Source organism: Psychrobacillus sp. FSL K6-2843, assembly GCF_038626375.1.
In the GTDB taxonomy this organism is placed as follows: domain Bacteria; phylum Bacillota; class Bacilli; order Bacillales_A; family Planococcaceae; genus Psychrobacillus; species Psychrobacillus faecigallinarum.
Genome location: NZ_CP152021.1, coordinates 135,813 through 159,614 on the forward strand (window position 1 = coordinate 135,813; position 23,802 = coordinate 159,614).

At 34.9% G+C, this 23,802-nt stretch carries 25 protein-coding genes; 16 read left to right on the top strand and 9 right to left on the bottom strand.

Features of this window, described 5'->3' with window-relative positions; all coding sequences use genetic code 11:
• The first annotated feature begins 315 nt into the window (after window positions 1-315).
• Both MKY94_RS00715 and MKY94_RS00720 read left to right on the top strand, forming a co-directional pair.
• Window positions 316-699 carry a GntR family transcriptional regulator gene (locus tag MKY94_RS00715; RefSeq protein WP_151111794.1) on the top strand — a complete coding sequence of 128 codons (384 nt, stop codon included), beginning with the start codon at window positions 316-318 and terminating at the stop codon, window positions 697-699.
• Window positions 699-1,811, top strand: coding sequence for a DUF5808 domain-containing protein (locus tag MKY94_RS00720; protein ID WP_342577802.1), 1,113 nt, complete (start codon window positions 699-701; stop codon window positions 1,809-1,811). Before MKY94_RS00715 ends, MKY94_RS00720 begins: the two co-directional genes overlap by 1 nt.
• A 201-nt stretch (window positions 1,812-2,012) precedes the next feature.
• Here MKY94_RS00720 and MKY94_RS00725 read toward each other — a convergent pair whose 3' ends face one another.
• The 7 genes from MKY94_RS00725 to MKY94_RS00755 form a co-directional block, all read right to left on the bottom strand.
• The gene (locus MKY94_RS00725; protein WP_151111790.1) at window positions 2,013-2,972 is read right to left on the bottom strand and encodes a glycosyltransferase; all 960 of its coding nucleotides are present in this window, start codon (window positions 2,970-2,972) and stop codon (window positions 2,013-2,015) included.
• A gap of 14 nt (window positions 2,973-2,986) precedes the next feature.
• Window positions 2,987-4,030: a glycosyltransferase family 4 protein gene (locus tag MKY94_RS00730; protein ID WP_342577803.1), complete on the bottom strand. Its 1,044-nt coding sequence runs from the start codon at window positions 4,028-4,030 to the stop codon at window positions 2,987-2,989.
• A gap of 85 nt (window positions 4,031-4,115) precedes the next feature.
• On the bottom strand, window positions 4,116-4,922 hold the full coding sequence (locus tag MKY94_RS00735) for a hypothetical protein (RefSeq protein WP_342577804.1): 807 nt from the start codon (window positions 4,920-4,922) through the stop codon (window positions 4,116-4,118).
• A gap of 439 nt (window positions 4,923-5,361) precedes the next feature.
• Window positions 5,362-5,571 (bottom strand): YjcZ family sporulation protein, encoded by a 210-nt coding sequence (locus MKY94_RS00740; protein WP_144538299.1) that lies wholly within the window; start codon window positions 5,569-5,571, stop codon window positions 5,362-5,364.
• A 131-nt stretch (window positions 5,572-5,702) separates the two neighbouring features.
• Window positions 5,703-5,894: a hypothetical protein gene (locus MKY94_RS00745; RefSeq protein WP_144538300.1), complete on the bottom strand. Its 192-nt coding sequence runs from the start codon at window positions 5,892-5,894 to the stop codon at window positions 5,703-5,705.
• A gap of 376 nt (window positions 5,895-6,270) precedes the next feature.
• Window positions 6,271-6,444 (bottom strand): hypothetical protein, encoded by a 174-nt coding sequence (locus tag MKY94_RS00750; protein WP_186318151.1) that lies wholly within the window; start codon window positions 6,442-6,444, stop codon window positions 6,271-6,273.
• Window positions 6,445-6,668: 224 nt separating this feature from the next.
• Window positions 6,669-7,109: a peptidylprolyl isomerase gene (locus MKY94_RS00755; RefSeq protein WP_144538301.1), complete on the bottom strand. Its 441-nt coding sequence runs from the start codon at window positions 7,107-7,109 to the stop codon at window positions 6,669-6,671.
• A 471-nt stretch (window positions 7,110-7,580) separates the two neighbouring features.
• On the opposite strand from MKY94_RS00755, the gene MKY94_RS00760 reads away from it, so the two are divergent.
• From MKY94_RS00760 to MKY94_RS00770, 3 genes are all read left to right on the top strand, one after another.
• Window positions 7,581-8,228, top strand: a complete 648-nt coding sequence (locus MKY94_RS00760) for a GntR family transcriptional regulator (RefSeq protein WP_342577807.1) — start codon at window positions 7,581-7,583, stop codon at window positions 8,226-8,228.
• A 302-nt stretch (window positions 8,229-8,530) separates the two neighbouring features.
• Window positions 8,531-9,562: an amidohydrolase gene (locus MKY94_RS00765; RefSeq protein WP_342577808.1), complete on the top strand. Its 1,032-nt coding sequence runs from the start codon at window positions 8,531-8,533 to the stop codon at window positions 9,560-9,562.
• A gap of 384 nt (window positions 9,563-9,946) precedes the next feature.
• On the top strand, window positions 9,947-10,792 hold the full coding sequence (locus MKY94_RS00770; RefSeq protein WP_342577809.1) for a helix-turn-helix transcriptional regulator: 846 nt from the start codon (window positions 9,947-9,949) through the stop codon (window positions 10,790-10,792).
• A 169-nt stretch (window positions 10,793-10,961) separates the two neighbouring features.
• Here MKY94_RS00770 and MKY94_RS00775 read toward each other — a convergent pair whose 3' ends face one another.
• The gene (locus tag MKY94_RS00775; protein ID WP_191697324.1) at window positions 10,962-11,774 is read right to left on the bottom strand and encodes a hypothetical protein; all 813 of its coding nucleotides are present in this window, start codon (window positions 11,772-11,774) and stop codon (window positions 10,962-10,964) included.
• Between the two features lie 181 nt (window positions 11,775-11,955).
• Here MKY94_RS00775 and MKY94_RS00780 point away from each other — a divergent pair, with 181 nt between their 5' ends.
• The 7 genes from MKY94_RS00780 (at window position 11,956) to nhaC (ending at window position 18,462) form a co-directional block, all read left to right on the top strand.
• A complete protein-coding gene (locus MKY94_RS00780) occupies window positions 11,956-12,441 on the top strand; it encodes a hypothetical protein (protein ID WP_151111770.1) in 486 nt (161 codons plus the stop codon).
• Window positions 12,442-13,034: 593 nt separating this feature from the next.
• On the top strand, window positions 13,035-13,394 hold the full coding sequence (locus MKY94_RS00785) for a hypothetical protein (protein WP_154311935.1): 360 nt from the start codon (window positions 13,035-13,037) through the stop codon (window positions 13,392-13,394).
• 98 nt (window positions 13,395-13,492) lie between these two features.
• Window positions 13,493-13,738, top strand: a complete 246-nt coding sequence (locus MKY94_RS00790; protein ID WP_154311934.1) for a cold shock domain-containing protein — start codon at window positions 13,493-13,495, stop codon at window positions 13,736-13,738.
• Between the two features lie 486 nt (window positions 13,739-14,224).
• The gene (locus MKY94_RS00795; RefSeq protein WP_154311933.1) at window positions 14,225-15,202 is read left to right on the top strand and encodes a M20/M25/M40 family metallo-hydrolase; all 978 of its coding nucleotides are present in this window, start codon (window positions 14,225-14,227) and stop codon (window positions 15,200-15,202) included.
• Window positions 15,203-15,578: 376 nt separating this feature from the next.
• The gene (locus tag MKY94_RS00800; protein WP_342577811.1) at window positions 15,579-15,773 is read left to right on the top strand and encodes a YwbE family protein; all 195 of its coding nucleotides are present in this window, start codon (window positions 15,579-15,581) and stop codon (window positions 15,771-15,773) included.
• Window positions 15,774-15,826: 53 nt separating this feature from the next.
• A complete protein-coding gene (locus MKY94_RS00805) occupies window positions 15,827-16,930 on the top strand; it encodes an amidohydrolase (RefSeq protein ID WP_340843995.1) in 1,104 nt (367 codons plus the stop codon).
• 92 nt (window positions 16,931-17,022) lie between these two features.
• The gene (nhaC, locus tag MKY94_RS00810; protein WP_340843996.1) at window positions 17,023-18,462 is read left to right on the top strand and encodes a Na+/H+ antiporter NhaC; all 1,440 of its coding nucleotides are present in this window, start codon (window positions 17,023-17,025) and stop codon (window positions 18,460-18,462) included.
• A 178-nt stretch (window positions 18,463-18,640) separates the two neighbouring features.
• On the opposite strand, the gene MKY94_RS00815 is transcribed toward nhaC, so the two are convergent.
• Window positions 18,641-19,873, bottom strand: coding sequence for a transcriptional regulator (locus MKY94_RS00815; protein ID WP_342577812.1), 1,233 nt, complete (start codon window positions 19,871-19,873; stop codon window positions 18,641-18,643).
• Window positions 19,874-19,960: 87 nt separating this feature from the next.
• On the opposite strand from MKY94_RS00815, the gene MKY94_RS00820 reads away from it, so the two are divergent.
• The 4 genes from MKY94_RS00820 to MKY94_RS00835 all read left to right on the top strand — a co-directional run bounded on the left by MKY94_RS00820 (window position 19,961) and on the right by MKY94_RS00835 (window position 23,575).
• Entirely contained in the window at window positions 19,961-21,073 is a 1,113-nt protein-coding gene (locus MKY94_RS00820) for a dipeptide epimerase (RefSeq protein ID WP_191697316.1), read from the top strand.
• A 14-nt stretch (window positions 21,074-21,087) separates the two neighbouring features.
• A complete protein-coding gene (locus MKY94_RS00825; protein WP_340843998.1) occupies window positions 21,088-21,774 on the top strand; it encodes a GNAT family N-acetyltransferase in 687 nt (228 codons plus the stop codon).
• Between the two features lie 390 nt (window positions 21,775-22,164).
• Entirely contained in the window at window positions 22,165-23,400 is a 1,236-nt protein-coding gene (locus MKY94_RS00830; RefSeq protein WP_151111748.1) for an MFS transporter, read from the top strand.
• A 52-nt stretch (window positions 23,401-23,452) separates the two neighbouring features.
• Complete coding sequence (locus tag MKY94_RS00835; protein ID WP_255475357.1) at window positions 23,453-23,575, top strand: hypothetical protein; 123 nt, start codon at window positions 23,453-23,455, stop codon at window positions 23,573-23,575.
• The last annotated feature ends 227 nt before the right edge of the window (window positions 23,576-23,802 follow it).

The following is a 23,802-nucleotide window of genomic DNA, read 5'->3' on the forward strand; positions in this document are numbered from 1 at the left end:
TATAAAGCCGTCAAGGTCCTTAAGCGACCTTGGCGGCTTTATTTTTATGCGGAAATAAGCTAAGTGAAATGCAGGAAAGATGGTCGAGAGCGCTCATCTTAGGAGTGGATTGTAGTAAACTATCGGTTGATTGTAGTAATCTAGTGGCTGATTGTCGTAAAATAAGCTCTGATTGTAGTAAACCAGTGATCAATTGTCGTAAAACAACCAGGAACCATCCAACTAACACAGGAGAATGATTAATTAGTTTTGATATACTATACATAGAACAGTGTGTTATAATATTAATAGAACAACGTAAATAGGAGGCATAATATGTTTATAGAGATAAAACCAAATTCATCCGTACCGATCTATTTACAGTTAGCTCAACAATTGATAGAAGGCATGGCTAGGGGTGAGTTAAAGCCAGGGGATTCTCTACCATCTGTAAGAAGTTTTGCAGCAGATTTGGGGATGAATATGCATACAGTTAACAAAGCATATCACCTTTTAGAAGAAAAGGACTTCATTCAAATTGTCCCAAAATCTGGGGTCATTGTGCAGCCAAAAGGATTGGAAAAAGCAACACAAATACAACAGCAATTGCTTGCAGAACAAATTCGCCCATTATTAGCGGAGGGAATGGTATTACAGCTTTCAGAGGAAGAAATGGTTGCGATGGTAAGAGAGCTTGTTCAACATATTAAGGAGGGGTAATGATGATTTTATTGTTATTTGGATTTATTCTTTTATTTATTACGATATTACAGGCGTTCATTCCGGTATTTTTAAAGCCAACGCTCATCTTCGGTTTAAATGTTCCTGATCAGCATGCAAAGGATAAGGAAATACTTCTACTAAAAAAAAGATATACCGGAGTCGTTCTCTCGGTTGGCTTAGTTATCTTTGCGATCTATTTAGTATGGGCGCTCAGTCAAAAGCCTGCAGAGGAGACTCTTGCCCTTGTTAGTGTGGGGATTCAATTTGTCGTTCTTTTTTTGAGTATCGCTTATTACTTTATCATGCATACAAGAATGAAGAAGTTAAAAGAGGAGCGTCGTTGGTACTCAGATAAAAACGAAGTGAGAGTAGTGGATTTGAAGTTCCATGAAAAGCTTCAATTACTTCCAAAAATGGCTTTTATCGTCCCAATGGTTGTAACAATCGGACTTATCGTTTATACAATTATGAAATATCCACAGATGCCGGAATTGATTCCTACCCATTGGGGTCCAACAGGGGAAGCAGATGCATTTAGTAAGAAAAGTTATTTTACTGCCATTTCTCTTCCACTGATATTATTGGTTGTTCAGGGAATGTTTTTATTTACAAGCGAGGGGATAAAATTATCAGGAACAAGTATAAGCCCTCGAAACAAAAAAACCTCTGTAAAGCAGCAGCTAGTATTTCGAAAATATTCAAGCTGGCTTTCTTTTGTCATGTCGGTAGCGATTACTTTGATGATGGGGTATTTTCAGTTACAAACCATTCATCCGGAAATAACCTCCTCGATAGTTATGCTTGTCCTGCCACTTGGGTTTTTGGTCCTAGCTTTTGCTAGCGTTGCTATTTTTACAATAAAAGTAGGGCAAGGTGGTTCACGTATAAAAGTAGGGGAGGATGAAGCAGAAGTAAATCATCATATTACATCTGTAGACGATGATCAGTTTTGGAAGGGCGGTATTTTCTATATTAACAAAGACGACCCTAGCATTTTTGTGGAAAAACGTTTTGGAGTCGGTTGGTCCATTAACTTTGCAAGACCATTAGCCTGGTTATTTATTTTAGGTCCCATTCTTCTCATTCTTGCTATTTCGTTTCTTCTGTAAAACGATGTCCCTAGAGTATAAAATGCTCTAGGGACTATTTTTATATTGCGCATATACAAAGAGACAAAGGATATAGGAATCCCCAATTATCTAGATAGGTTATTTTATTCCATCTAAGAATGTGAAATAAGACAATGTATGTGAAAACATTTTTTTAATCATTTATTTGGAAAAGCGGCAAGTTGCTCAATATAATTTTATTCAAAGATCAATTTGATCCTTGTTCAATAATTGTCTTTCGCTTAGAATCTCATAGATCATTGTTTTTAATAGCATTGCACGTTTTGCTGTAGAATATTTTTCATGGACCATTTTATATCCCTCTTCAGTAATTTTCATTCGCTCTTCAGAATGATGTAAATAGTAAAAAGCTTTTTCTATGAAATTATTTTCATCAATCTCTACATAATTGACCCCAGGGATAAAACCTAAGTCAGCTAGCTCCTTGGAGGAGGAAGCAAGCAATAAAGTCTTGCAAGCAAGGACTTCATAGTATTTAGTAATGGGATAATTATAAATAGAATCACATGTAAAAAACATTTTAGCGCGGTTAATTTCTCTGGCATATTGCTCACCAATAAATATATTATTTTCTTTCTCTTCATATATATCCCGATATCCAGGGTGCTCGTGATAAACAAAACCATTGTGCCCATACATGGTTTGGACAATCTTCTCACGAAGTGGATAAACCCATCCTGTAACTGCTCCCATTAGCAACCAGTCAATATCCTTTTCTATCTTATAATCTTTGAAAATGTTTGTATTCGTATGTTGGGGAAGCCACCGTAACCGCTCTTTAAATTCAGGGTACCATTCATAAAACTTGTCACGGTAAATAGAGAAGATATAAGGGACATCATTATTCCAAATAAACTCTTTTCTTTTGTTAATAGCGTAATGAAGATCATGTATAATAATACCAAAAGGAATGGATATCGAAGGCCAACCTGTTACTTCTGGACCTTCCTTCATATCGTTCAATATAATGAAGTCTGGAATATCGTTTATTTTTGATAAAATATCCCTAATATTGCCGGCTTCATGCCATAGAATTAAATTTGATATTTTTGCAAGTTCTTGTGTTAAATAAAAGGAGTTTCTATCGACGTTACGTTTGTTATCAAAGGTAATAAATAAAATGGTTAATTTTTTTTTCATAACTTTACACCTCCCTAAAACTCATGGTTACCTAAATTAGTAATCCAATTTAAGTATTCCTTAATATTTTGATCAAGGTTATTTTTGGAGAGGACGCTTTTTCTTGCCCTTTTTCCAACTTTTTTGCGTAATTTGCTGTTATTTAGGAGTTCTTGAGTCTGTAATATTGCAATATTGTCGTTTATAACAGGAAATGTAAAGCCAGTTAATTTATCAGTTACTATTTCATTGCTGCCACCAATATCTGTGCAAACGATTGGGCATTCACACGCTTGTGCTTCTAGTAAATTTAGTGGGTATCCTTCAGATAAAGAAGTAGAAAGAAATACTCCTCTAGATTGAGTTATTAATGAGTAGTAAGAGGGCATTTTTTCAAATGGTACGTTAGGAAGTAAAATTATTTCGTCTGAGAGATTAGACTGTAGTACTTTTTCATTGAAGAGGTGGACATCTGGACTGGAAGTGATATCGCTCACAATTGCTAATTTAACTAATGAATTTTTAGTTTTAATTGCAGTAAAAATACTTAATAGCTTCTCCCAGTTTTTATTGCTATCTAGTCTACCGACCCAACCAATTATAGGAATACCTTTCCAAGTTTTTAACTTTGGATACATATTTACTATTGCATTTGTTGATTGTTTATAAAAAACAGAGGTATCTATTGGATTTCTTGCAACAAAGATAGGCAGATCTTTTCTATTTGTTAGATTAGCTTTTGCAATTTCCGCTACATAACTACTTGGTACAACTATAGCCTTTACATAGCCTTTATCTTGTCCACTATTTATTTTGTATAGTTCCTGTGAAATACTTGAGTTATAACCGTGGAATTCAAAAATTACTTTGCCTTGATAGTCAATACGTTCTAGTTCTTCAATGTTATAAAGTGTATTGATAAATGTCACAATGTTAAATTGATATTTTTGGATGTAAGCCCCTAAATCTTTTTCTATAGAAGATATATGATAGGGAATATCCTTATAGAGTGATGCGCCTGAACCACCATGATAAAAATAAGCATGTGCATTAACATCCAGAGAAGTCAAAATTCTCAAACGGTTATAAAGTGCAGTTTCTACTCCTCCCTGATAACAGGCCCAACTAATGGTTAAAGAACTTGGGTAATCTATTTTTTTTTTTCTATATCCTATAAAATTCTAAGAATCGTGAAAATAACTTTATTTTATTTGTTAGCCATTTTCTAGCAGGATTATCCATTGTTCGTTCGATAGGGTGAACAAAAAACACATTTTCATTCTCTAGAGCTATTTCTATTTCGCTAATTGATAGAGGGGTCCATCCTACAAATTCCGCACATTCACTAGGATATGGTCTGTGTTTACCGCCGCACCGTACAGCAAGGGTCGCATATAGTATTTCTTCGAGCGCATATACATCTGTTACCTGGAAAAGTGTTTCTAGTTTATCAATGTCTAAATTGGTGATCATTTTTTTAACAATTTCTTTACGGTATACCTGCATGGAATTAAGGGAGCCGCAAAAGTAATCTGTTCCAAAAAAAGGTTGCCATATTGCCCATTCGCTCCACATGTTCATTCCAGGAACCCAGTGGGGAGCATCCAGGGGTGAACGTTGGATTCCCATATTAATTCCCATGCAGTCATACCCCTGCATATGTTTATTTAAATACTTTTCATATCCTTTTTTTATAAACATAACATCTGAATCCAAATTAACTAGATAATCATAGTCTATTTGTATTTCTTCAAGCCACGTCATGATATCCAAAAAAAAGCGACCTAATTTTTCTTTTTTTAAAGGTCTACTTTTGGGACAAATAGGTATATTGGATTTTAATCCAAATTTGGTATCCAATCCGCCGTTGTAAAGGATAACTTTACAGCCTGGATTATAGTATTTAATATTTTTTATTTGATTAACCAGCACTTCTTCATTCTCATGTGCTAATATTGCAAAGCATATCAACTTAAATTCTCCTCAACTTCCTAAAAAACAGGGAATAATCTCCTGTCTGTAATGAATGTTTTAACTTTCCGTTTATGTATTTTATTCAGTAATTAGTTTCTGATCTAAGTTAAAATGCACAGTCTAATCCGAATAACCTTAAAGTTTTTTTGAAAAGGAATGGAGGGAGAAGAGAGTGAAAAGATGTGATTTAGGATAAAAAACATTTAAATATTTGGTGTAGTTGGAATGTGAGGAACGTGGAGAAAAATGGATAAACAATAAATTATTTTTTAGTTGTAAAAAGATAATGGTAGCTTATCCACTTTTAAAGAGAAATGAAATTTCCTGAGAACGAGCATGCCTAACTATAACAACTATACTTTATGTAAATAGAGACAGGCTATAAGCCCGTCTCATGAATGAAAACGAAATAACTAGGAGGTACAGGAATCCTTACTTAGCAGGATTCACCGCCAACATTACCGCCGCCGTTACCATATCCAAAAGTACCAATTACGATAATTAAAAGAATAAATAATACTACTAATAAAGCGAATCCTGATCCGAAGCCGACTCCACCAACGTTACCGCCAGTGTTGCCACAGTAACCGCCATATCCGCCAGTATTACCACCACCATAGCCGCCACAATAATTTGAATAACTCATTATTAACACCTCCTCGCTAAGAGTTATCTTATTTTATGTGGGGAATTATGGTTAGACTGAGGAATATGTGGTAGTTCTCCATATTTTTTTAAAATAGAAGAAAAAAATGAAAATAAAAAAACGAGCAGTTATTATAACTGTTCGTTCTTCGCCTCTTTCATATTTTCTGTAACCGTCCAATGTTTAGATGGAATAATATTTTGATTTAGCTTTTGGACGAAGTTATGTGCATCTTCATAGTTCGTAAAAGATTTATCTAATTGGCTATTGGAATTTTTCAAGGTCTCTGTTGTACCATTTGATTGACGGGTAATAAGAAACATAGGTACACCTCCGACTATGACTTTTTATGTATATGATTATATCAACAAAAATAATGGAAAGGAATAAATATACAAATTTATATTCTTATTGTTATTTTATTGTAATATAACGACCATTTATTTTAAAAACAAACAATTATAACTATGAAAGTAAATATGTTACAAAATGATATTTATTTTTAGTGATTAATGAAGAACTTTGTGTGTAGAATCAAAATCTATAGATTGGAGCTATGGAGGAGTTAAATAACGTTGTCTAAAATATGATATTACAAAGCAGGCTCTCGGAAGTTTAATAAGAGCCAATTAAGGATTCTCTATTCGGCCATTAATTTATGGTAACTGGTAGCAGTCGTTCACTTTTAAATATAGGCATCTATTGATTTTCCTTTTCCATCAGCTTTCGAACGTTTTCTTTCGGGTTCCAACAATTAAATTTATATGTGGGCGCAGTTTGAAAGCCCAACCGTTTGCATTTATAAAACATTCCATTTTTCGTTTTTTCACTGATGAAATGAATACAAGTTGCACAGCAATGAAAATCCTTCATGCTAAAACCTCCTAAACGAAGTACTTGGTGGGGTAGAGATAATTATGTATATGAAATAGAAAAAAGAATGGTGCAGAAGGATCTTGCTGGGGGAAAGAGAACGTATGGAATAAAAATCACAGAGATGTTCATTTTTTGTATCTGTTCCCATACATCAAATAACTAGTAAAAATGTAGGCTTTGGAACAAAAATTCCAAAGCCTAAACAGTTGTCTGTTATTTACTTACTCTTCGTCAAACACTTCAACTTTTTCCATTTTATCGCCATTTTTCATAGCTTTTGCAGCTTCTAAACCGCTTGTTACTTTACCGAAAACAGTGTGAACACCGTTTAGATGTGGTTGTGGTTCGTGCACGATGAAGAATTGGCTTGAGCCAGTGTCTTTTCCTGCATGAGCCATAGAAAGGCTACCTGCTTCGTGTTTGTGTGGGTTTCCAGCAGTTTCACATTTGATTGTTTTGCCGCTTCCGCCCATGCCCGTACCAGTTGGATCTCCACCTTGGCTTACAAAGCCAGGAATAACACGGTGGAATACTACACCGTTGTAAAAACCACTGTTAGCTAATTCTTCAAAGTTTGCTACTGTGTTTGGTGCTTCGTTTGGATATAATTCAAATTCAATTTTGTCCCCAGATTCCATAAGGAAATAACCTTTTTTCGCCATTATAAAACACTCCTTTTGTAATAAAAAATTCTTTCACAGTATAGCATGAACTCTAGCTTTTTCCAAAGAACATAACTGCAAAGAGGCTTAATAGATGATTAGAAAGAACCAGCCACCTCCGAAGTAAAATTATTCATTTAGCTTTAAACATACAATAACTTTGGAAAATAGCGTGTAAAAAAGAATAACATCTAAGCAGAGGGTCTATTGCAAACTAGTGTTAAAAGTAAAGCTTAATTTTTCCAATTGATGTACAATAATAGTTAAATACTTCATATTCCATACTCAACAATGGTAGATTATTAAGTAAGAACCTATCCTAAAAAGCTTAGGTTAATTAATCTAAAGTAGGCTTTTAGGTAACTCGTTATTATTTACTTAAGAATACAGATTAATAATTATCCTATATACGCTCCAAGTTCAAATTCATACGTTTTAGTTTATATATTAAATAATGCAAGGAGTATTTTTATGACAGAATATTTATCTTTAAAAGACCACGTTTATAATTATATAGTAGAAAAGATTAACAATGGAGAATTAATCGCCAATAGTAAAGTAAATGAAACCGCGATTAGTGAAAGTTTAAAGGTTAGTAGAACTCCAGTTAGAGAGGCACTTATACAGCTTTCTTCCGAAGGTCTATTAGATAATGTGCCAAGAAAAGGGTTCGTGATAAAAAAACTTACAAAGGAAGAAGCGAAAGAAACGTATTTTATTATTGGTGCATTGGATGGCTTAGCTGCTTCACTTTCAGCACCGCTCTTGACTGAGAACCACATGAAGGAAATGGATTTCTATATACAGAGTATTGAACTAGCAATAAATACGGAAAATTTCCAAATGTATCATAAAATGCAGGAAGCTTTTCATAATGTCTATCTTTCGGTGTGTCCAAACAAAAGCCTTGTAAGCCTTCTATTAAAATCAGAAAAAAGATTTTTAAAGAGCGTTTATCATTTTGAAGACAAGGAAGAGCTGAAAAAAAGGCTCTTAGTGACGAACGATGAACATAGAAAGATGATGGAGCTTTTTAAAAATGGTGAGTTAGGTGAATTAGAAAGGTATATAAAAGAAGTACATTGGGATACAGATAAAGTGGAGATAATACCATTGTAGAAAATATAAAGGACAGTAGACAACTCAAGTCAATTGAGTCTGTTTATTTTTTATGTGACAGTTAATGGTCAAATACAAAAGGATTCGGAATGAACTTATTCCGAATCCTTTTGTATTATGTAAGGGTTTGATTTATAAACATTACTTCAAATAATGTAAATAATTATTTTATTGTAAAAATTAAAAACATAAAATATAATATACAATATGAGAAAATGAATTTAATATACAATATGCATAAATATATTATAATGGTTACTTTTGCTTTTGAAACGAAGATGTATTTAAAGGAGATGGGTTAATTGATTCAAAAAAACTTTGAACTAGCGAAAAAATTACGACATACATTACATCAGCATCCAGAGCTCTCTAACGAGGAGGTTTGGACAAAAAAATATTTAATAGATTTTTTGAAAGCGTATACAAAACTAGAAATCGTAGATAAAGGAAATTGGTTCTATGCGGTTTATCGTGCCGGCTTAGATAAGCCTAGCATTGCATTCCGTGCAGATTATGATGCACTACCAATGGATGAGGTCATTGATCTTCCTTGGGCTTCTCAATTTCCCGGAAAAGCACATAAATGTGGACATGATGGTCATGCTGCAACATTAGCAGGATTTGCACTTGAAATTAATGAGAAGGGTGCAGACAAAAATATTTTCTTTCTTTTCCAGCCTGCTGAAGAGACTGGAGATGGTGCTATTCAATGCGTGGAATTAATTAAGGAACACAATATTGATGAAATTTTTGCTTACCATAATATGAGTGGATTATCTTATAAGGCTGTTGGGATTATTGATGGTACAAGTTTTTGTGCTTCAAAAGGGATGACGATACATTTGGAAGGTTCTCCTGCCCATGCAAGTCAGCCAGAAACTGGTACCAATCCATCTTTAGCTTTTGCTAATATTATCAAAGCAATTTCCGAATTTACATCTCCAGAAAAAAGCAAAGGTCTTGTTTTATGCACGGTCGTACAAATTGATGTTGGTGAAAAAGCTTTTGGTATTGCAGCTTCTAAAGGAGATCTTCGAATGACAATTCGAGCTCTATACGAAGAAGAGTTGGAACAACTTCAAGAAAATCTTGAAAACTTCGCGAAAGCTCAAGGTGTAGAACACGGGTTAAAAGTAAGTTTCTCTTATAACGACGAATTCCCAGAAACTATAAACCATAAAGAAAGTGCCGATAAGATTCGCTTAGCTGCAAAATCCAAAAACATAGAATTAATTGAATTAGATGAGGCTTTCCGTGGCTCTGAAGACTTTGGTCACTATACAAAATTAACAAAGGGTGCCTATTGTTTTATTGGTACAATACGGTTTTTTTGATGCCCGCTAATCAAATATGAACATTCTTATTTTTATTTTTCAAAACTTTCTTAAATTAATTGAACACTGCTAATACATCTCATACTGACATGCACACTATGTCACAAGTGAGGTGTATTTTTGTATATTTTATACCAAACAAAAAGGCCCCAGATAGGGCCGTATTATTTAATAGAAAAAGAGCTATCTCTTATAGTTTTTCAAAATTAAGAATTCAAAATCCTACTCCTGTTAACCAAACTAATATCGTTACGATTTGATCCATATAATTTTCACCTCCTATTTTCAAAAATAGGGTAAAATATAATGAATCTACCAAAATATTCATAATTGAATAACATACAAAACCAATTTAATAAGTATATTAGTGGAGGGGATTGGTACATGTTAGGTAAATTAATAAAAAAAATAAGAACTTCCAAAGGATTTACCCAAGCAGAAATAGCTAAAAGTGCTCATATTTCACAAAGTAATTATTCGAAGTTTGAGGTAGATGCAATTGAAATAAGAGCTACCTCATTTATGATGATTCTTGATAAAGTCGGGTTGGATTTAGAGGAATTTGAATTTATCAAAAATGGTTATAGTTATTCAGATAAAAGGAAACTATTAATTAAATTTTTTTATGCCCCTTATAACAGTAATTTAAAATTAAAAGAAATTTATAATGAATGTGAACTAATTCTAAATAGTAGATACGATGAGGATATAAAAGACATTAGAACGTTATGTAGTGCATTGATTCACTTGAATAACGACAATGACATTGAGCAAGCTCGTATACCTGCTTTTGAGATTTGGGATAGATTAAAAAAAATGGAACAACTATATATTTCCGACATCTATCTTTTTAATGCAATTATGTTTATATTTCCATTAGAAACAATAATGGAAACAAGGAATTTTATACAAAAAAGTATTGACCGGTATAAAGACTTCCAAAACATCGATCGTATGTCAATAAACATAATACTTAACCTATCATATCTATATATTTCTAATAAAAAATACTCAGAGGCATTAACAGAGATCTTAAATATAGAACCCAAATGCAAACAATTAAATGCTTATATTCCGCTTGCTATATGTTACATTCGTAAAGGAATTTGCATGGAACGAACTGGGAGTGAGGAACAAGGTAAACAATGGATTAAGAAAGGGTTAAACATTGTCGAGGTATTAGAAGAGGAGAAGTTGCTGGAAGCACTTAAATTAGAATTAACATTGTAATATCCAAAATTTAGAGGGTTATTCTTATCTTGCCCTTTACAAAGTAATATATTCGTAATAACTCCCTCTAATAGCTAGAGAAAAATATGAATATATTTTTCTAACAAATTAATGGGAGTTATTGTACACCTGGAACTAATAGAGGTTAAGGTTATATGCCATAAATTACTTAATAGTATAGGGTATTGTCATCCCATTTTTGCCATGTAACAACGTTTGTTTTTTGTTGGATATTAAAGGTAAACCCACCTGTAATTCCACCTCTTTCGAAGTTAATACCTGCTTCGCCACCGACATCAGCATTAAAAGTTGAGTAAGAATGAATATATTTAATACCATAGAATAATTGTGAAGATGATTTTTTAGTTACATATACAGTTGCGTATCCATCAAACTGACCATCGTCAACAACTGTGAACATAACTATTCCCTGACCTTTTTGCCCTACATCTGAAACTGAAGATACGTTGTTATCTCCCGCTGAGCCATAATATGTAGCGGCACTTGGGTCCCATTCAATAGAAACTGGATCTTCTGTTGCAGAATAAACTTCTCCAATTGATGCATCCCACATTCCACTGATGCGATAATAAGAATCTCCAGAACGTTTTGAAGAATAAGCAGTTAAAGTCACATCATTAGACTTAACAGCATTAATTGAGATTCCTTCGTTCCCTTTAGGTTTAATTGCAAATTCAACTCCAACTTCATCGAGTTTTTTTGTTAAAGTATCGGTACTTTCATCGTTGTTTTTAACGACATTATACATAAAACGATCAAACTCTTCGTCAGATAGTTGGGCAATTGATTTGGTAAGATTAGTGCCTTTTAAATCTAAAGAAGATAAGCTAGTCTCATTAAAAATATTTGATAATTGAACTTCAGTTTTCTGTTCATATTCCTTCTCAGAAATGCTACTAGCTTCGGTAGTAGAGCTACCCATTATAGATAGGCCTAAAATAAATGGAGATAATGCAAACAATAAATTTTTCTTCTTCAAAATCTTCAGCTCCTTTATAATTGTTTTTAACCTCTATAAAAATATTATAATTTTTAGAACATTTAATTGTTTATAATATTCATAAATGAATATTATGTGAAGAGGGATACTGATAAACTATAATAAAAAATATGTAATAACTAAATTCAAAGGGGAAATAGTTATGAAGAGGCTCATAATCATACTAATAGGGATCTGCAGCATATTAACCGCTTGTAACAATGCAGAACCTGAAATCACAATTGGAACGGTAATTTCTAACTTAACAGAAGAAGATTTCAATACCTTAGGGCGACCAGTTGAATACAGCGAATCAAAAAAAGAAGACTTTAAAAAACTTACTTTCAATTTCTATATGGAGCATAAAAGTGATACAGAAAGAAAAATTGAAATGTTTGATAATTGGAGCGGTGTATTAGATAATCATGACCAAATAAAGCGTTATTGGGGAGGGAAGGGTACTTCACAAGATAACTCTGAGGAGAGTTTTGCTGAATATCAATATGAGCTGACTTTTTATTCAAAAGGATTAAGTGAAGAGGATATTAAAGAAATATTTAATGAATCAGAGATAGTTGTTGAGTGGACAAATGGCGACGGTTCTCAGAGTGAAACATTTATTATTGGAGATACAATTACATTTGAATAATTTACACGATATATAAAGTATTTTAAAAAGTCTAGAAATTTTTGTCCAATTTTGAGGCAATAATTTCCGGACTTAATGAAAAAAGAACAATAATTTTACACACAGGATTTTTTTCTGTCCAATTTCGACGTTTTAATGTTAACAGAATACTGACTATTATCCTTTTAGAAATAAGTGAAAGACGAAATAGGGGAAACTTCAAATAATTTTATTAGGTTTACAAACAATTCGTATAATCGTAATTAACTCAAATAACCTGCTGTACTTAAAACGGCCAATACCCTTATATGACAGGGTTTTGGTCGTTTTAGTTAGGAGTTAATGTTGTTGAAAGAAGGATGAACGCAAAAATGCCGGAATATCGAGCAAATAGGATGAATTAAAGGAAAAAAGGGTAGTTTTCAACCGAGGTGGAGAAAAGGATGTCAGGAGATCCGAGCTTTCAATTATTAATTTATTTAAAAACAGATAGGAACAAATTGGATGGTTATGTTAAGATTTGAATAAGATTGTGAAGGTTTTCACTTAAACTAACGAAGCAGTTTAGTTGAATAAGAAATTATAAATACAATTGTTCAGGAACGGGAGAAAAAATGGAATATAAAAACTTAGCAGTACACTTTACAGATGAATTTGAAGAGTATAAGCGTTATTTGCAAGAACATATTGAATTTAATGGAGAAATATTAAATCATGTCTTCTTCGGTGAATGCAGCAATTATTTTATTGAACTCATTGGAAAAGAGAAGGATATACCAAAGATAAAGGAATTGTTTGATTACCTTGAACTGATGGCAACTTCAGGAGACGATGAAGTTAAAGAATTACTAAGCGTTACTATACTTGCACAACTTGGCGACTCTAAAAAGCTATTAAAAAAAGCTTATAAGTATATGGGTTCAGAGACGAGGAAAGCCTCAAATGAAATTGAAAGGTATTGGGGTAGAAATTGATACTAACTGGTGCTTTAAGAAGGAGTAAAGCCTTTTTTCTTAGTTAACTAGCGCGGCAGTTTAGTTGAGTAAAAAAATGAATTGGAGGTCGAACAGATATGAAACGAGAGGGAATTGTTAAATGGTTTAAAGAAGAAAAGGGTTATGGTCGTATTATGCTTGACGGTGAGGATGGAAATCATGTTTTTGTTCATTTCAGTTCGATTTTACCTGATAAAGAAAGATTTCCGAATGGGTTCATATTCCTTAAACAAGGTCAAAAAGTATCCTTTGATTTAATTGAAAACCCAAATTCTACCGACCAAGAGCAAGTTGCAGAAAATGTAATCATCATCTCTGACTAAAAAAATCTTATTCAACTCCCATGAAAATTAAAAAATGCTCAAAATATACAAAAATGCATAACAAAAGAGACTCAGAATAAGATTTTTTAAAAAAAGCTGAGCCTTAGAATGTTTATATTAAGTTAAAAGGTAAATCAAGAATCAACTCCATATTCTTGTAAGAATAAAGGCAGGCTGGTGCAATAACCAGAGTAGGATTAATCTCCCATGAGTGCTACTCATATAGAGTGCGACAGTCTGTGATGCACCGTGGTCGTTGGAGTCAGACTAACGGATGGGCTCAATGGCACCATAGTTGATCGACCTTCTTCGCCAGCCATAGTATCCTATACCCGTTTTTCACATTTTCATTCTCTGTGGTGTAGCGCTGGTTTTGCGCTACATGGATGGCTAACGGGTGCTTTACTTCAAGAAGAAGTAAAGCCTTTTTTCTTATTGAATTAATGGGGCAGTTTATTTTAATAAAAGATTATAAGGGGTAGAGATATGGTTAATAATCAATTATTTAAAAAGTTAAGTGATGAATCCCAACTTGGTGAAATAATTGGGGTTCCAGTATCAATATCAGGCGGTCTTTTACATAAGACGTATGCTATTGAAACAGATAAAGGAAAATATGCCGTAAAAATCTTAAATCCTCAAATTATGTTAAGACCAGATGCAATGATGAATTATATTAATTCAGAGAGGGTTGCAAATTTGGTGTCAAAGAAAGTACCTGCTGTTCCAGCTAAAATAATTTATGGAAATTTTATTCAAACTATAGATAGTCAATTCTATATTGTTTTCGATTGGATAGAGAGTATAACTCTTGAATCAAGTGTAATTAATAGTAGTCATAGTGAAAAAATAGGTTCTATCCTCGCTGACATCCATGGTACAGATTTTTCGGAACTTCAATTAAAGAAAGATTTGGGCAACAATGAACAGTCCGTAAACTGGAAATATTACATTCAACAAGGACAAAAAAGTAATGCTGAATGGGTTGAATCTCTACTTGAAATTGTTGATAAACTTTATGAGTGGAGTACTTTAGCATACAAAGCAAATAGAGTACTTTCAACAAATTTAGTTATTAGTCATAGGACACGGGATCATTTATGTAAACGAATACCGGAGATGATTGACCATGTAGTAAAAGCATGGCGCGGAGAATACAGTTTGATTGAATTCCATACACCAACCACATTTAACAACCCTGAATTCGTTGAAGAAATAATGCCCACCCTAGAAAAAGTAATGGGCCTCGAGAACATTATCGAGAATGGAGTAATGAGTGGTTCAGAAGATTTCTCTTATATTTCTCAATCTGTACAGTCTGCATTTCTTATTTTAGGGACAGGTAAAGAAGGAGAGGCACCGGTTCATAATCCACGCATGCAACAAAAGGAAGAAATCTTTAAATATGGTGCTAGTTTACATGCGAATGTGGCAATAGAGTGGTTGAAGCAACAACATAAATAATATATTGAAAAAATTTGCCTAGTAGTATGTAATAAGATTCCTATAGGGATACCAAAATTAGAGCGCTTTGGTTCAGAGCTTCGTGTTACCAAGTATGTAGAGAAGCAGTACAACTAATCATTTTCCTCCTTTTTATAGGGAGGATTTTTTGATTATTAGCTAAATTATATGTATGTTGAGAATATCTCATATGACAGCCTTATACCTAGACCTGGGATGTTTCCAAAAACGTAGCGACAATTACAAGTGATTTGTAGTTGAGTGATGTTTAAAACCGCTAAGGGATAGGAATTATTTTTCTACAATTTATATAGTATTAAACAAATGGATGTAAGCACAGCATGAAAGTGGTACGATACAAAAAGAGGTGAATTATATGAACGGACAAAATAGAAAAGATATTCATGCAGGACTAGAAGTGTATATAATTTTAAAAAAGGATCAGCGCTCAGGCAATAAAACAAAGGGAGTAGTTCAAAATATTTTAACGAATTCAACCTTTCATCCACACGGCATTAAAGTAAGATTGACGGACGGTCAAATAGGCAGAGTCTGCGAAATTATAAAATAAAGGCTTAATAGGGGTCTGTACATACATTAACAGTAAAGGGAGAGCGAGAAAAGATGCAGGTAGAATCTCAAATATTAGAGTGGTTTGAACATTTTCATAAATATCCGGAAGTTAGCTGGAAGGAATTCGAAACAACCAATAAAATTGCTGAAATCCTTGATTCACTAGAAGTTCCTTACCGACGATTTGAAGATGTAACAGGCCTCTTGGCAGAAATAGGCGAGGGAAAAGAAGTGATTGCAATTCGTGCAGATATCGATGCATTATGGCAGGAGGTAGACGGGATATACCGAGCAAATCATTCTTGTGGTCATGATGCAAATATTTCAATGGTTTTAGGAGCTCTTCTTTTATTGAAGGATGCAAAGCTGGATAAACGTATTCGCTTTATATTCCAGCCTGCGGAGGAAAAGGGAAATGGTGCGAATTCTATGATTGACAGAGGGGCACTAGAGGATGTTACCCATCTCTTTGGAGTGCATTTAAGACCCGTGGAAGAGCTACCTTTTGGTAAGGTGGCACCAGCGATCCACCACGGTGCAGCAATGTTCCTTGAAGGGAAAATTAAAGGGATTGATGCACATGGAGCTCGACCTCATCAAGGAAAGAATGCGATTGATGTAGCAGTTGCAATCCATCAATCTTTAAAAAACCTATACTTTTCTCCTTTTGAGGCATACTCTGCAAAACTGACTAAAATACAGGCTGGTGGGGAAAGTTCCAATATTATCCCTGGTACAGCAAGCTTCTCGATCGATGCACGTGCTCAAAAAAACAATGTGCTTAAACAAATGAAAGAGCAAATTGAGAAACACTTACTTTCTCTTCAAGGGCTTTTTGATATAGAAATAGAATGGGAGTGGCAAGATATTACTCCTGGAGCAGAAGTTTCAAAAGAAGCCGCTTCAATAGCTAGAGAAGGTATCATTGAAGCGATTGGAACAGAGAACCTAGCAGAAGAGGTAATCACATCTGGTAGTGATGATTTCCATTTTTATACGATTAGACAGCCGAAATTAAAGGCTGCAATGATTGGCATAGGAGCAGACCTTTCTCCTGGTCTTCATCATCCTCATATGACTTTTGATCGCAAAGCCCTCTATATCGGTGCTCAAGTGCTTATGAAAGCGCTTTTAAAAATTGCTAAAAAAGATTGACGTAATTTTAATAAAAGATTAATATATCCCTAATAGCGACTAATAAACGACAATTGTAAATTATTGAACAAGTCGCGAAGGGGTGAATTGGTATGGTAGAAGAAAAGAAACCATTAGAGAAAAAAGAAATGTCCTTGATATGGGCGATCACGCCTTTATTAGTAATGATTTTAACAATGATTATTACTGTAGTTAAGTTGGAGCAAGGGCCTCACATTCCGTTAATAGTTGGTACAATCATAGCAGCATTTGTTGCTTGGAAACATGGCTTTAAATGGGATGAAGTCGAGGAAATGATGTACAAGGGGATTAAACTAGCGCTTCCAGCGGTAGTCATCATTATATTGGTAGGTCTTATCATAGGAGCATGGATCGGCGGTGGTGTAGTTGCTACGATGATTTATTTCGGACTAAAAATCATAACGCCAGCTTTCTTCTTAGTTACAATTTGTGTGATTTGTATGATAGTATCGCTTGCAATTGGTAGCTCTTGGTCCACGATGGGGACAATTGGGGTTGCAGGTATGGGAATCGGTTTAAGTATGGGAATTCCGGCTGCTATGATAGCTGGAGCAGTTATCTCTGGAGCTTATTTTGGAGACAAAATGTCACCGTTGTCCGATACAACCAATCTAGCGGCTGGTCTTACAGGAACAGATTTATTCGTACATATTCGACATATGTTTTACACTACTATACCCGCAGCAGTTATTGCGTTAGTAGCTTATGGTCTATTAGGAATGAAATATAAAAACAGCAGCATTGATCAGGAAAGCATACAGCAAACAATAGACGTGCTTGATCAAAGCTTTGTTATATCACCGTGGTTATTGCTAATTCCGTTAGCAGTAATTGTATTAGTTGCTCTAAAGGTACCTGCTATTCCAGCTTTAGTAGTTGGTATTTTACTAGGATTCCTATCTCAGATTTTTGTTCAAGGAGGAGACGTGGCTTCAGCTGTTAGTGCTCTTCAAAGTGGATACGTTATTGAAACAGGTAACGCAATGGTAGATGAACTCTTTAACCGTGGTGGGTTAGATTCTATGATGTACACGGTGTCAATGACGATTGTTGCAATGACCTTTGGTGGGATACTTGAGTTTTCAGGGATGCTTCAGTCTATTATGAATCAGATTTTAAAGCTTGCAAAGACAGCATTTTCTATGGTAGCTGCTACTATATTAGCTTGTTTTACAACGAATGCTACTTGTTCAGAGCAATATATCTCGATCGTTGTACCAGCTAGAATGTTTTCTAAAGCGTACACGAATATGGGACTGCACTCTAAAAACTTATCACGAGCTTTAGAGGATGGAGGAACTTTGACATCGGTATTTATACCTTGGAACACTTGTGGTGTTTTCATATTAGGGACACTAGGGGTAGGTGCTTTTGAATATGCACCATATGCTATATTAAACTATACAGTGCCAATTCTATCTATTATTTATGCAGCAGTAGGTTTCTCCATTGTGAAAATCTCAGAGGAAGAAAAGCAAGAGATTTTAAACAAAGAGATTGCAGAAGCATAAAAAAGGAAAGTTCAGTGATAAGCTGAGCTTTCCTTTTCTTTTTAAGTGGCTTTTTAATGCCAAAAAGCTTTTTATGACCGGATAGAAAATTTTATAACCGGATAGAGGAGATTTATGACCGGATAAAAAAATTTATGACCGTTCAGCAAAATTACCTAGAACTCAGCAGGCTTTAAATTTAATAGGTAGGAAAGTTAAATTCATATACCGCTCGAGGTCGCCCCTGCTGATAGGTCATTTCTTCACCAACGATGGATGCATAACCGTGATCCGACAACTTTTTAAGAATCCTTTCAGTTGTTCGCCTACTGACCTTTAAAAAGACTTCTAAATCATGTGCAGTAAACTCGACGGAATGGTGGATGCGACTAAATTGCATAATTTTAGAAAGATTAGCTGGGCTTAATTTTGTCTCTTTGGCTACTATAACAAGCCTAGGATCGTTCGTTCTTAAGTCGATTTTAGTTTCATTTTGAAGGAGTTGCCCAGTTAGTTGTTTTTCCTGGTTCATTAGATAGATATTGTTTTTTGTGGCATGTTTTAAGGCATCCTTAGCGTTTTCACTAGCTTCTAACACTGTCGTGCCATACCCAAAGGCAATGCGGACGGGGGTGCTAAAAAGGTCGAACCAGCTATTCACCACGTTGCTCTCCAAGGCAAGTTGAACCTTTCCTTGAGTAGTGAAAAGCATATAAAGCAGGTCATCGACTTTAACAATCGAAGCGTCTATAGAATCTGTTACTTTATTCAAGGAGGTTGCTGAGCTAGAGTCCTCTTGGTCTAGTAAAATAGAGCAAACGGCAATTTTGGAGGCTTCACTTTTTGCGAGAATTGCTAATGAATTGGTTTCTTCAATCGCTTTTAAAATAGAGTTTTTTGGGTCAATCATTCGAACGACAGGTATTCCACTTTGCATCAAAGATTCATAAACAGCGTGGACAGAAGTAATTGCAAGCTTTGTTTTTCCGGCATTTTGTAGGCTAATATGAAAAGACACCACCTCTTCTAAAGAGAATGCAGGATCAATTTGCATAAGAAAGGGAACGGCAGCTGTTTGGTTGATATCCTGTAAGACACTTTCTACAAGCTTTGGTTCTATTAAGTCCATGGAAATTTGATGAATAGGAGTATGACAAGTTGCTAATAATGTAGTAGCAACGGAAGTACTGTCCTGCTTTAAATAATAGGAAGGTACAGGCAAGAGCTCTCTCTCTTTTTTCGCATATAGGTAGGGGAGCGAACCAGAGAAAAATACAGCGGCGCATGGTTTTATATTTTTTACTAGTTCCTTCGCCTCTTTTGGAGTATTATAGTGATAATAATCCAAACGGATAAAAGGCATCTCATGTTCGAAATGCTTCAAGCGATCTATAAAGTTTGTAGAGCCAAGAACTGCTATACGTGATTGCATGATATCCCCCTTTTTTTATGTATTTAACGACTATTTAACGACAACTATAACCAAAAAATAAAAATATGTAAAGGAAGTTAGAAAAATATGAAAATTAAAGAAATAGAAATATCTGCTATTAGATTACCATTAATCGATCCATTTATCATTAGTTATCATACGTACGATGATATGCCTTCTATCATAGTGAAGCTCACAACAGAAGAAGGTCTAGTTGGGTATGGAGAGGCAGTCGCAGACGAGCACGTAACAGGAGAAACATGGGAGAGCACATATGCTATGCTAAAAAATACTTTAGCACCAGCTTTAATCGGAGAAAATCCGATGGAATTTGAGCGACTTCATGAAAAGATGGATAAAGCTGTCTACCAAGCACCAGCAGCTAAAGCAGCCTTAGACATTGCTTGCTACGATGTGGTCGGTAAAAAACTAGGTGTTCCAGTATACCAATTGCTAGGTGGGCGTTATCATGAAAGATTTCCAGTTACTCATGTATTGAGCATAGGCTCCCCAGAATCTATGGCAGAAGAAGCAGAAAAACGTATGAAAGAGGGCTATACTTCATTTAAAATGAAAGTAGGAACAGAAGTACAGGCTGATGTAAAACGAATCCAAGCAGTTAGAGAAAAAGTAGGCAATGAGATTGCCATTCGAGTAGACGTAAATCAGGGTTGGAAGAATAGTGCTAATACTATTTCTGCGATGCGTCAGCTAGAGCATACAGGACTAGATTGGCTGGAACAGCCTGTAATGGCAGATGATTTTAACGGAATGGTGGAGGTCAAGGCAAAAACTAGTACCCCCCTTATGATGGACGAAGGCTTGAGAGGGCTTCGTGATATGCGTGAGTTAATAGAGAAGCAAGCTGCACACAAAGTGAATATTAAGCTGATGAAATGTGGCGGTATATATCCCGCTATGAAGCTTGCTCATATGGCTGAAATGGCAGGCTTAGAATGTCAAATCGGTTCTATGGTCGAGTCTTCCATTGGCTCAGCCGCAGGATTTCATGTAGCATTCTCTAAAAAAGCATTTACGAGTGTCGAATTGACGGGTCCACTTAAGTTCTCGAAGGACGTTGGAAATTTGCGCTATGATGTTCCTTTTATTAAACTTAATGAGCGACCAGGTTTAGGTATAGACGTGGATGAAGAAGTGTTAAAAGAGTTAACAGAGTTCTCCGATAAAGTAATGAAGTAAGAGGAAGTGCATCAATGAAAGAGTGGATAGTCAGTCTTGGGGAAAAAGAGTACCCAGCTCGAGAGTTAACAAAGGACAATATAGAACAAATTTTAGCCTTACAGGACATTGTCTTGCAAAACTTAGATAATAAAGAGTTTTTACAGCCCCTTACAAAGGAGGAATTCGAAGACTCTCTAGAGCACCGTTTAATGGTAGGTGTATTTGCTGGTGAGGAGCTAATCGCATTTCGTACCCTTGCGATTCCAGCAATGGACAAGCATCATTTAGGATATGATATTGGTCTTTCGGAAGAACAATTAGGTGACGTTGTTTATCAAGAAATTACGAATGTCCATCCTGAATACCGCGGTTACGGTCTCCAAAGAAAACTAGCGGACCTTGTAATGGAGCTTATGCAGGATTCTACATACATCTATATTTGTGCGACGGTAGCACCATTTAACTTTGCCAGTTTAAAAGACAAGCTAAGCCAAGGAATGGTTATTAAAGCTCTCAAACGTAAGTATGATAATATGCTGCGTTACATATTTTACAAGAGAATCGCTGGAAATGATTTTATAACATTTGGCGAAAAAGAGCTCCATATAAAAATGGGGGGCATAGAGGAACAGCAAAAATTACTAGCAGCGGGCTGGGTAGGCACAAGCATCTTCCAAAAAGATGAAGAGTGGTTTGTTGTATTTAAGGAAACTATATAAAGCGATTAGACCCTTAATGAAAATTCATTAGGGAGTCTATAATCGACAAAGCTCCCTATATAGTTTTGAAGTAACCAAAAGGTTTTATCTCACTTGAGGTCTTAAAATAATATGTAAGGCAAATACATCATTTTTATCTACTGGGATTACGACCCATTAAGGTAAAAATGATTTTTTTTATTAGAAAATCAGGTATATATTTTTTCAAATTTTTTATGAAGTTCCTGTGCAAACTTGTTACAAACAGGAGTATTGTGTTGGATGAAGAGCTGCATCCTCTCTTTTCTTCAGTCAAATGTATGAGAACCATTCAAGACCTTTGACTGAATGCGCGATACTTCGATTCCCTTATATTTAAAATAGTAAGAATATTTTAAGGGGTGTTTGACGATGAAAACTTTATATCAGGATTCACGATTTTGGTTAATTATATTTGCTAATATAGCTTCCTCTATTGGCTCAGGAATAACGATGATTGCAATTCCTTGGATGCTAGTGACGAGTGACGATGGCAATGCTGTATTTGGGTACATTACAATTTCTATGACAATCATTAGTTTTATAATTACGCCCTTTGTAGGTTCTTTAGTGGATAGAATGTCCAGAAAGAAATTACTTTTAATCAGCGAAGTGGTTTGTTTAGTTGTATTATTGTTTTTTGCCTCTATTGGATTTTTAGGTTTATCCTATGAAATCTGGCACTATACACTAATTTATATGATTGGTAGTCTATATTACACAATTTTTTATCCAACCATGTTTGCGATGAATCAAGAAATTTTCCATAAGGATCAGTATAAGTCTTTAAATGGAACGATGGAGGTACAGGGCCAGCTTTCTAGTATGATTGCTGGGGGAGTGGCGAGTATTTTACTGATGAAATGGGATTTACATTATATTTTATTATTAGATGTATTGACGTACGGAGCAGCGATATACTTTTATGTTAAGCTACCTTACACAAGAGTAAAACGACCGAAGGCAGAAAAGGTGGAGAAAGGTAAAACGTGGGAAGGCTTAGTTTATATGTTGGCTCGTCCAACCATGTTTGTCTTTTTAGTATTTTCTTTTATGCCTTTTATAGGGGTCATGCTAACAAATTATTTGTTTCCTGTTTATCTAGTTGAGGTGTTAGACGCGGATGCAAGTGTATATGGTTTAGAAGGGATGATATATGCTGCTGGTGCAGTGCTAGCAGGTATTGTTGTTCCTATTCTGGCGCAAAAACTAGGAAATGAGAAGACAATCATTTTAGGAGTGCTTATTTATACGGTTGCGATTTCCATGATAGTCTTTGTTGAACTACCTATTTACTTAACATTAATGTTGTTTTTAGCGATTGGAAACAGTGGAGCTCGGGTTGCGAGGAATTCCTTCCTGATGGATCAAATTCCAAACGAAATCATTGGTAGGGTTGATAGTTTGTTTCGTTCCATTGGTTTACTCATAAGAATTTTATTGCTAGCCCTTTTTACTGGAATGGTTTCTTCAGGTCTAATTGTCATGTGTTTCTATGTTCTAAGTGGCGTATTGGTCGTGTCTGCCTTTATGGTGACGATCAGCTGGAAGAGGGGCTTTGAGGTTAAAAAGAAAAAGACGATATGTCTAGAAGAAGTTAGTATGTAGAAGTATACATTTCAAATAATAAGTTGTATGTTTGGGGGGCTTAGGGTAATGGATGAAGTCCCAAATGATGAACGAGCAAATGGATTTCGCTGAAGAATCGCAACCATGGAGATGCTTAGAAGTATATATAAGATTTACATTTGAACAGGATGATAAAATTTTAATAAGTAATTAAATGCTACTACAAAAAGTTAATAAGTAATATAGCTGCCTAATAAAAATGGGCAGTTTTTTTATATTCGCTTGATAGGGAAAGTAAGCGAGAGTCGAATTGCCCTTCTTCCATATCTTTTTATGAAGTCTCGTAATTTTAGAGTACAAAGAATAGTGAAAATTAATAGTGTTATCGAGTAGAACAGGTTGATTTTACTATATTCCTTGTTTATAATGAAAGACGACTCA

Bases quoted from the DNA above. Each gene is read 5' to 3' on its own strand.
- MKY94_RS00805 (WP_340843995.1), top strand. From the start codon at position 15,827: ATGCAGGTAGAATCTCAAATATTAGAGTGGTTTGAACATTTTCATAAA.
- MKY94_RS00740 (WP_144538299.1), bottom strand. From the start codon at position 5,571: ATGAGTTATTCAAATTATTGTGGCGGCTATGGTGGTGGTAATACTGGC.
- MKY94_RS00815 (WP_342577812.1), bottom strand. From the start codon at position 19,873: ATGCAATCACGTATAGCAGTTCTTGGCTCTACAAACTTTATAGATCGC.
- MKY94_RS00780 (WP_151111770.1), top strand. From the start codon at position 11,956: ATGAAGAGGCTCATAATCATACTAATAGGGATCTGCAGCATATTAACC.
- MKY94_RS00720 (WP_342577802.1), top strand. From the start codon at position 699: ATGATGATTTTATTGTTATTTGGATTTATTCTTTTATTTATTACGATA.
- MKY94_RS00825 (WP_340843998.1), top strand. From the start codon at position 21,088: ATGAAAGAGTGGATAGTCAGTCTTGGGGAAAAAGAGTACCCAGCTCGA.
- MKY94_RS00835 (WP_255475357.1), top strand. From the start codon at position 23,453: ATGAAGTCCCAAATGATGAACGAGCAAATGGATTTCGCTGAAGAATCG.
- MKY94_RS00760 (WP_342577807.1), top strand. From the start codon at position 7,581: ATGACAGAATATTTATCTTTAAAAGACCACGTTTATAATTATATAGTA.
- MKY94_RS00715 (WP_151111794.1), top strand. From the start codon at position 316: ATGTTTATAGAGATAAAACCAAATTCATCCGTACCGATCTATTTACAG.
- MKY94_RS00830 (WP_151111748.1), top strand. From the start codon at position 22,165: ATGAAAACTTTATATCAGGATTCACGATTTTGGTTAATTATATTTGCT.
- MKY94_RS00785 (WP_154311935.1), top strand. From the start codon at position 13,035: ATGGAATATAAAAACTTAGCAGTACACTTTACAGATGAATTTGAAGAG.
- MKY94_RS00745 (WP_144538300.1), bottom strand. From the start codon at position 5,894: ATGTTTCTTATTACCCGTCAATCAAATGGTACAACAGAGACCTTGAAA.
- MKY94_RS00770 (WP_342577809.1), top strand. From the start codon at position 9,947: ATGTTAGGTAAATTAATAAAAAAAATAAGAACTTCCAAAGGATTTACC.
- MKY94_RS00750 (WP_186318151.1), bottom strand. From the start codon at position 6,444: ATGAAGGATTTTCATTGCTGTGCAACTTGTATTCATTTCATCAGTGAA.
- MKY94_RS00725 (WP_151111790.1), bottom strand. From the start codon at position 2,972: ATGAAAAAAAAATTAACCATTTTATTTATTACCTTTGATAACAAACGT.
- MKY94_RS00820 (WP_191697316.1), top strand. From the start codon at position 19,961: ATGAAAATTAAAGAAATAGAAATATCTGCTATTAGATTACCATTAATC.
- MKY94_RS00800 (WP_342577811.1), top strand. From the start codon at position 15,579: ATGAACGGACAAAATAGAAAAGATATTCATGCAGGACTAGAAGTGTAT.
- MKY94_RS00795 (WP_154311933.1), top strand. From the start codon at position 14,225: ATGGTTAATAATCAATTATTTAAAAAGTTAAGTGATGAATCCCAACTT.
- MKY94_RS00755 (WP_144538301.1), bottom strand. From the start codon at position 7,109: ATGGCGAAAAAAGGTTATTTCCTTATGGAATCTGGGGACAAAATTGAA.
- nhaC (WP_340843996.1), top strand. From the start codon at position 17,023: ATGGTAGAAGAAAAGAAACCATTAGAGAAAAAAGAAATGTCCTTGATA.
- MKY94_RS00790 (WP_154311934.1), top strand. From the start codon at position 13,493: ATGAAACGAGAGGGAATTGTTAAATGGTTTAAAGAAGAAAAGGGTTAT.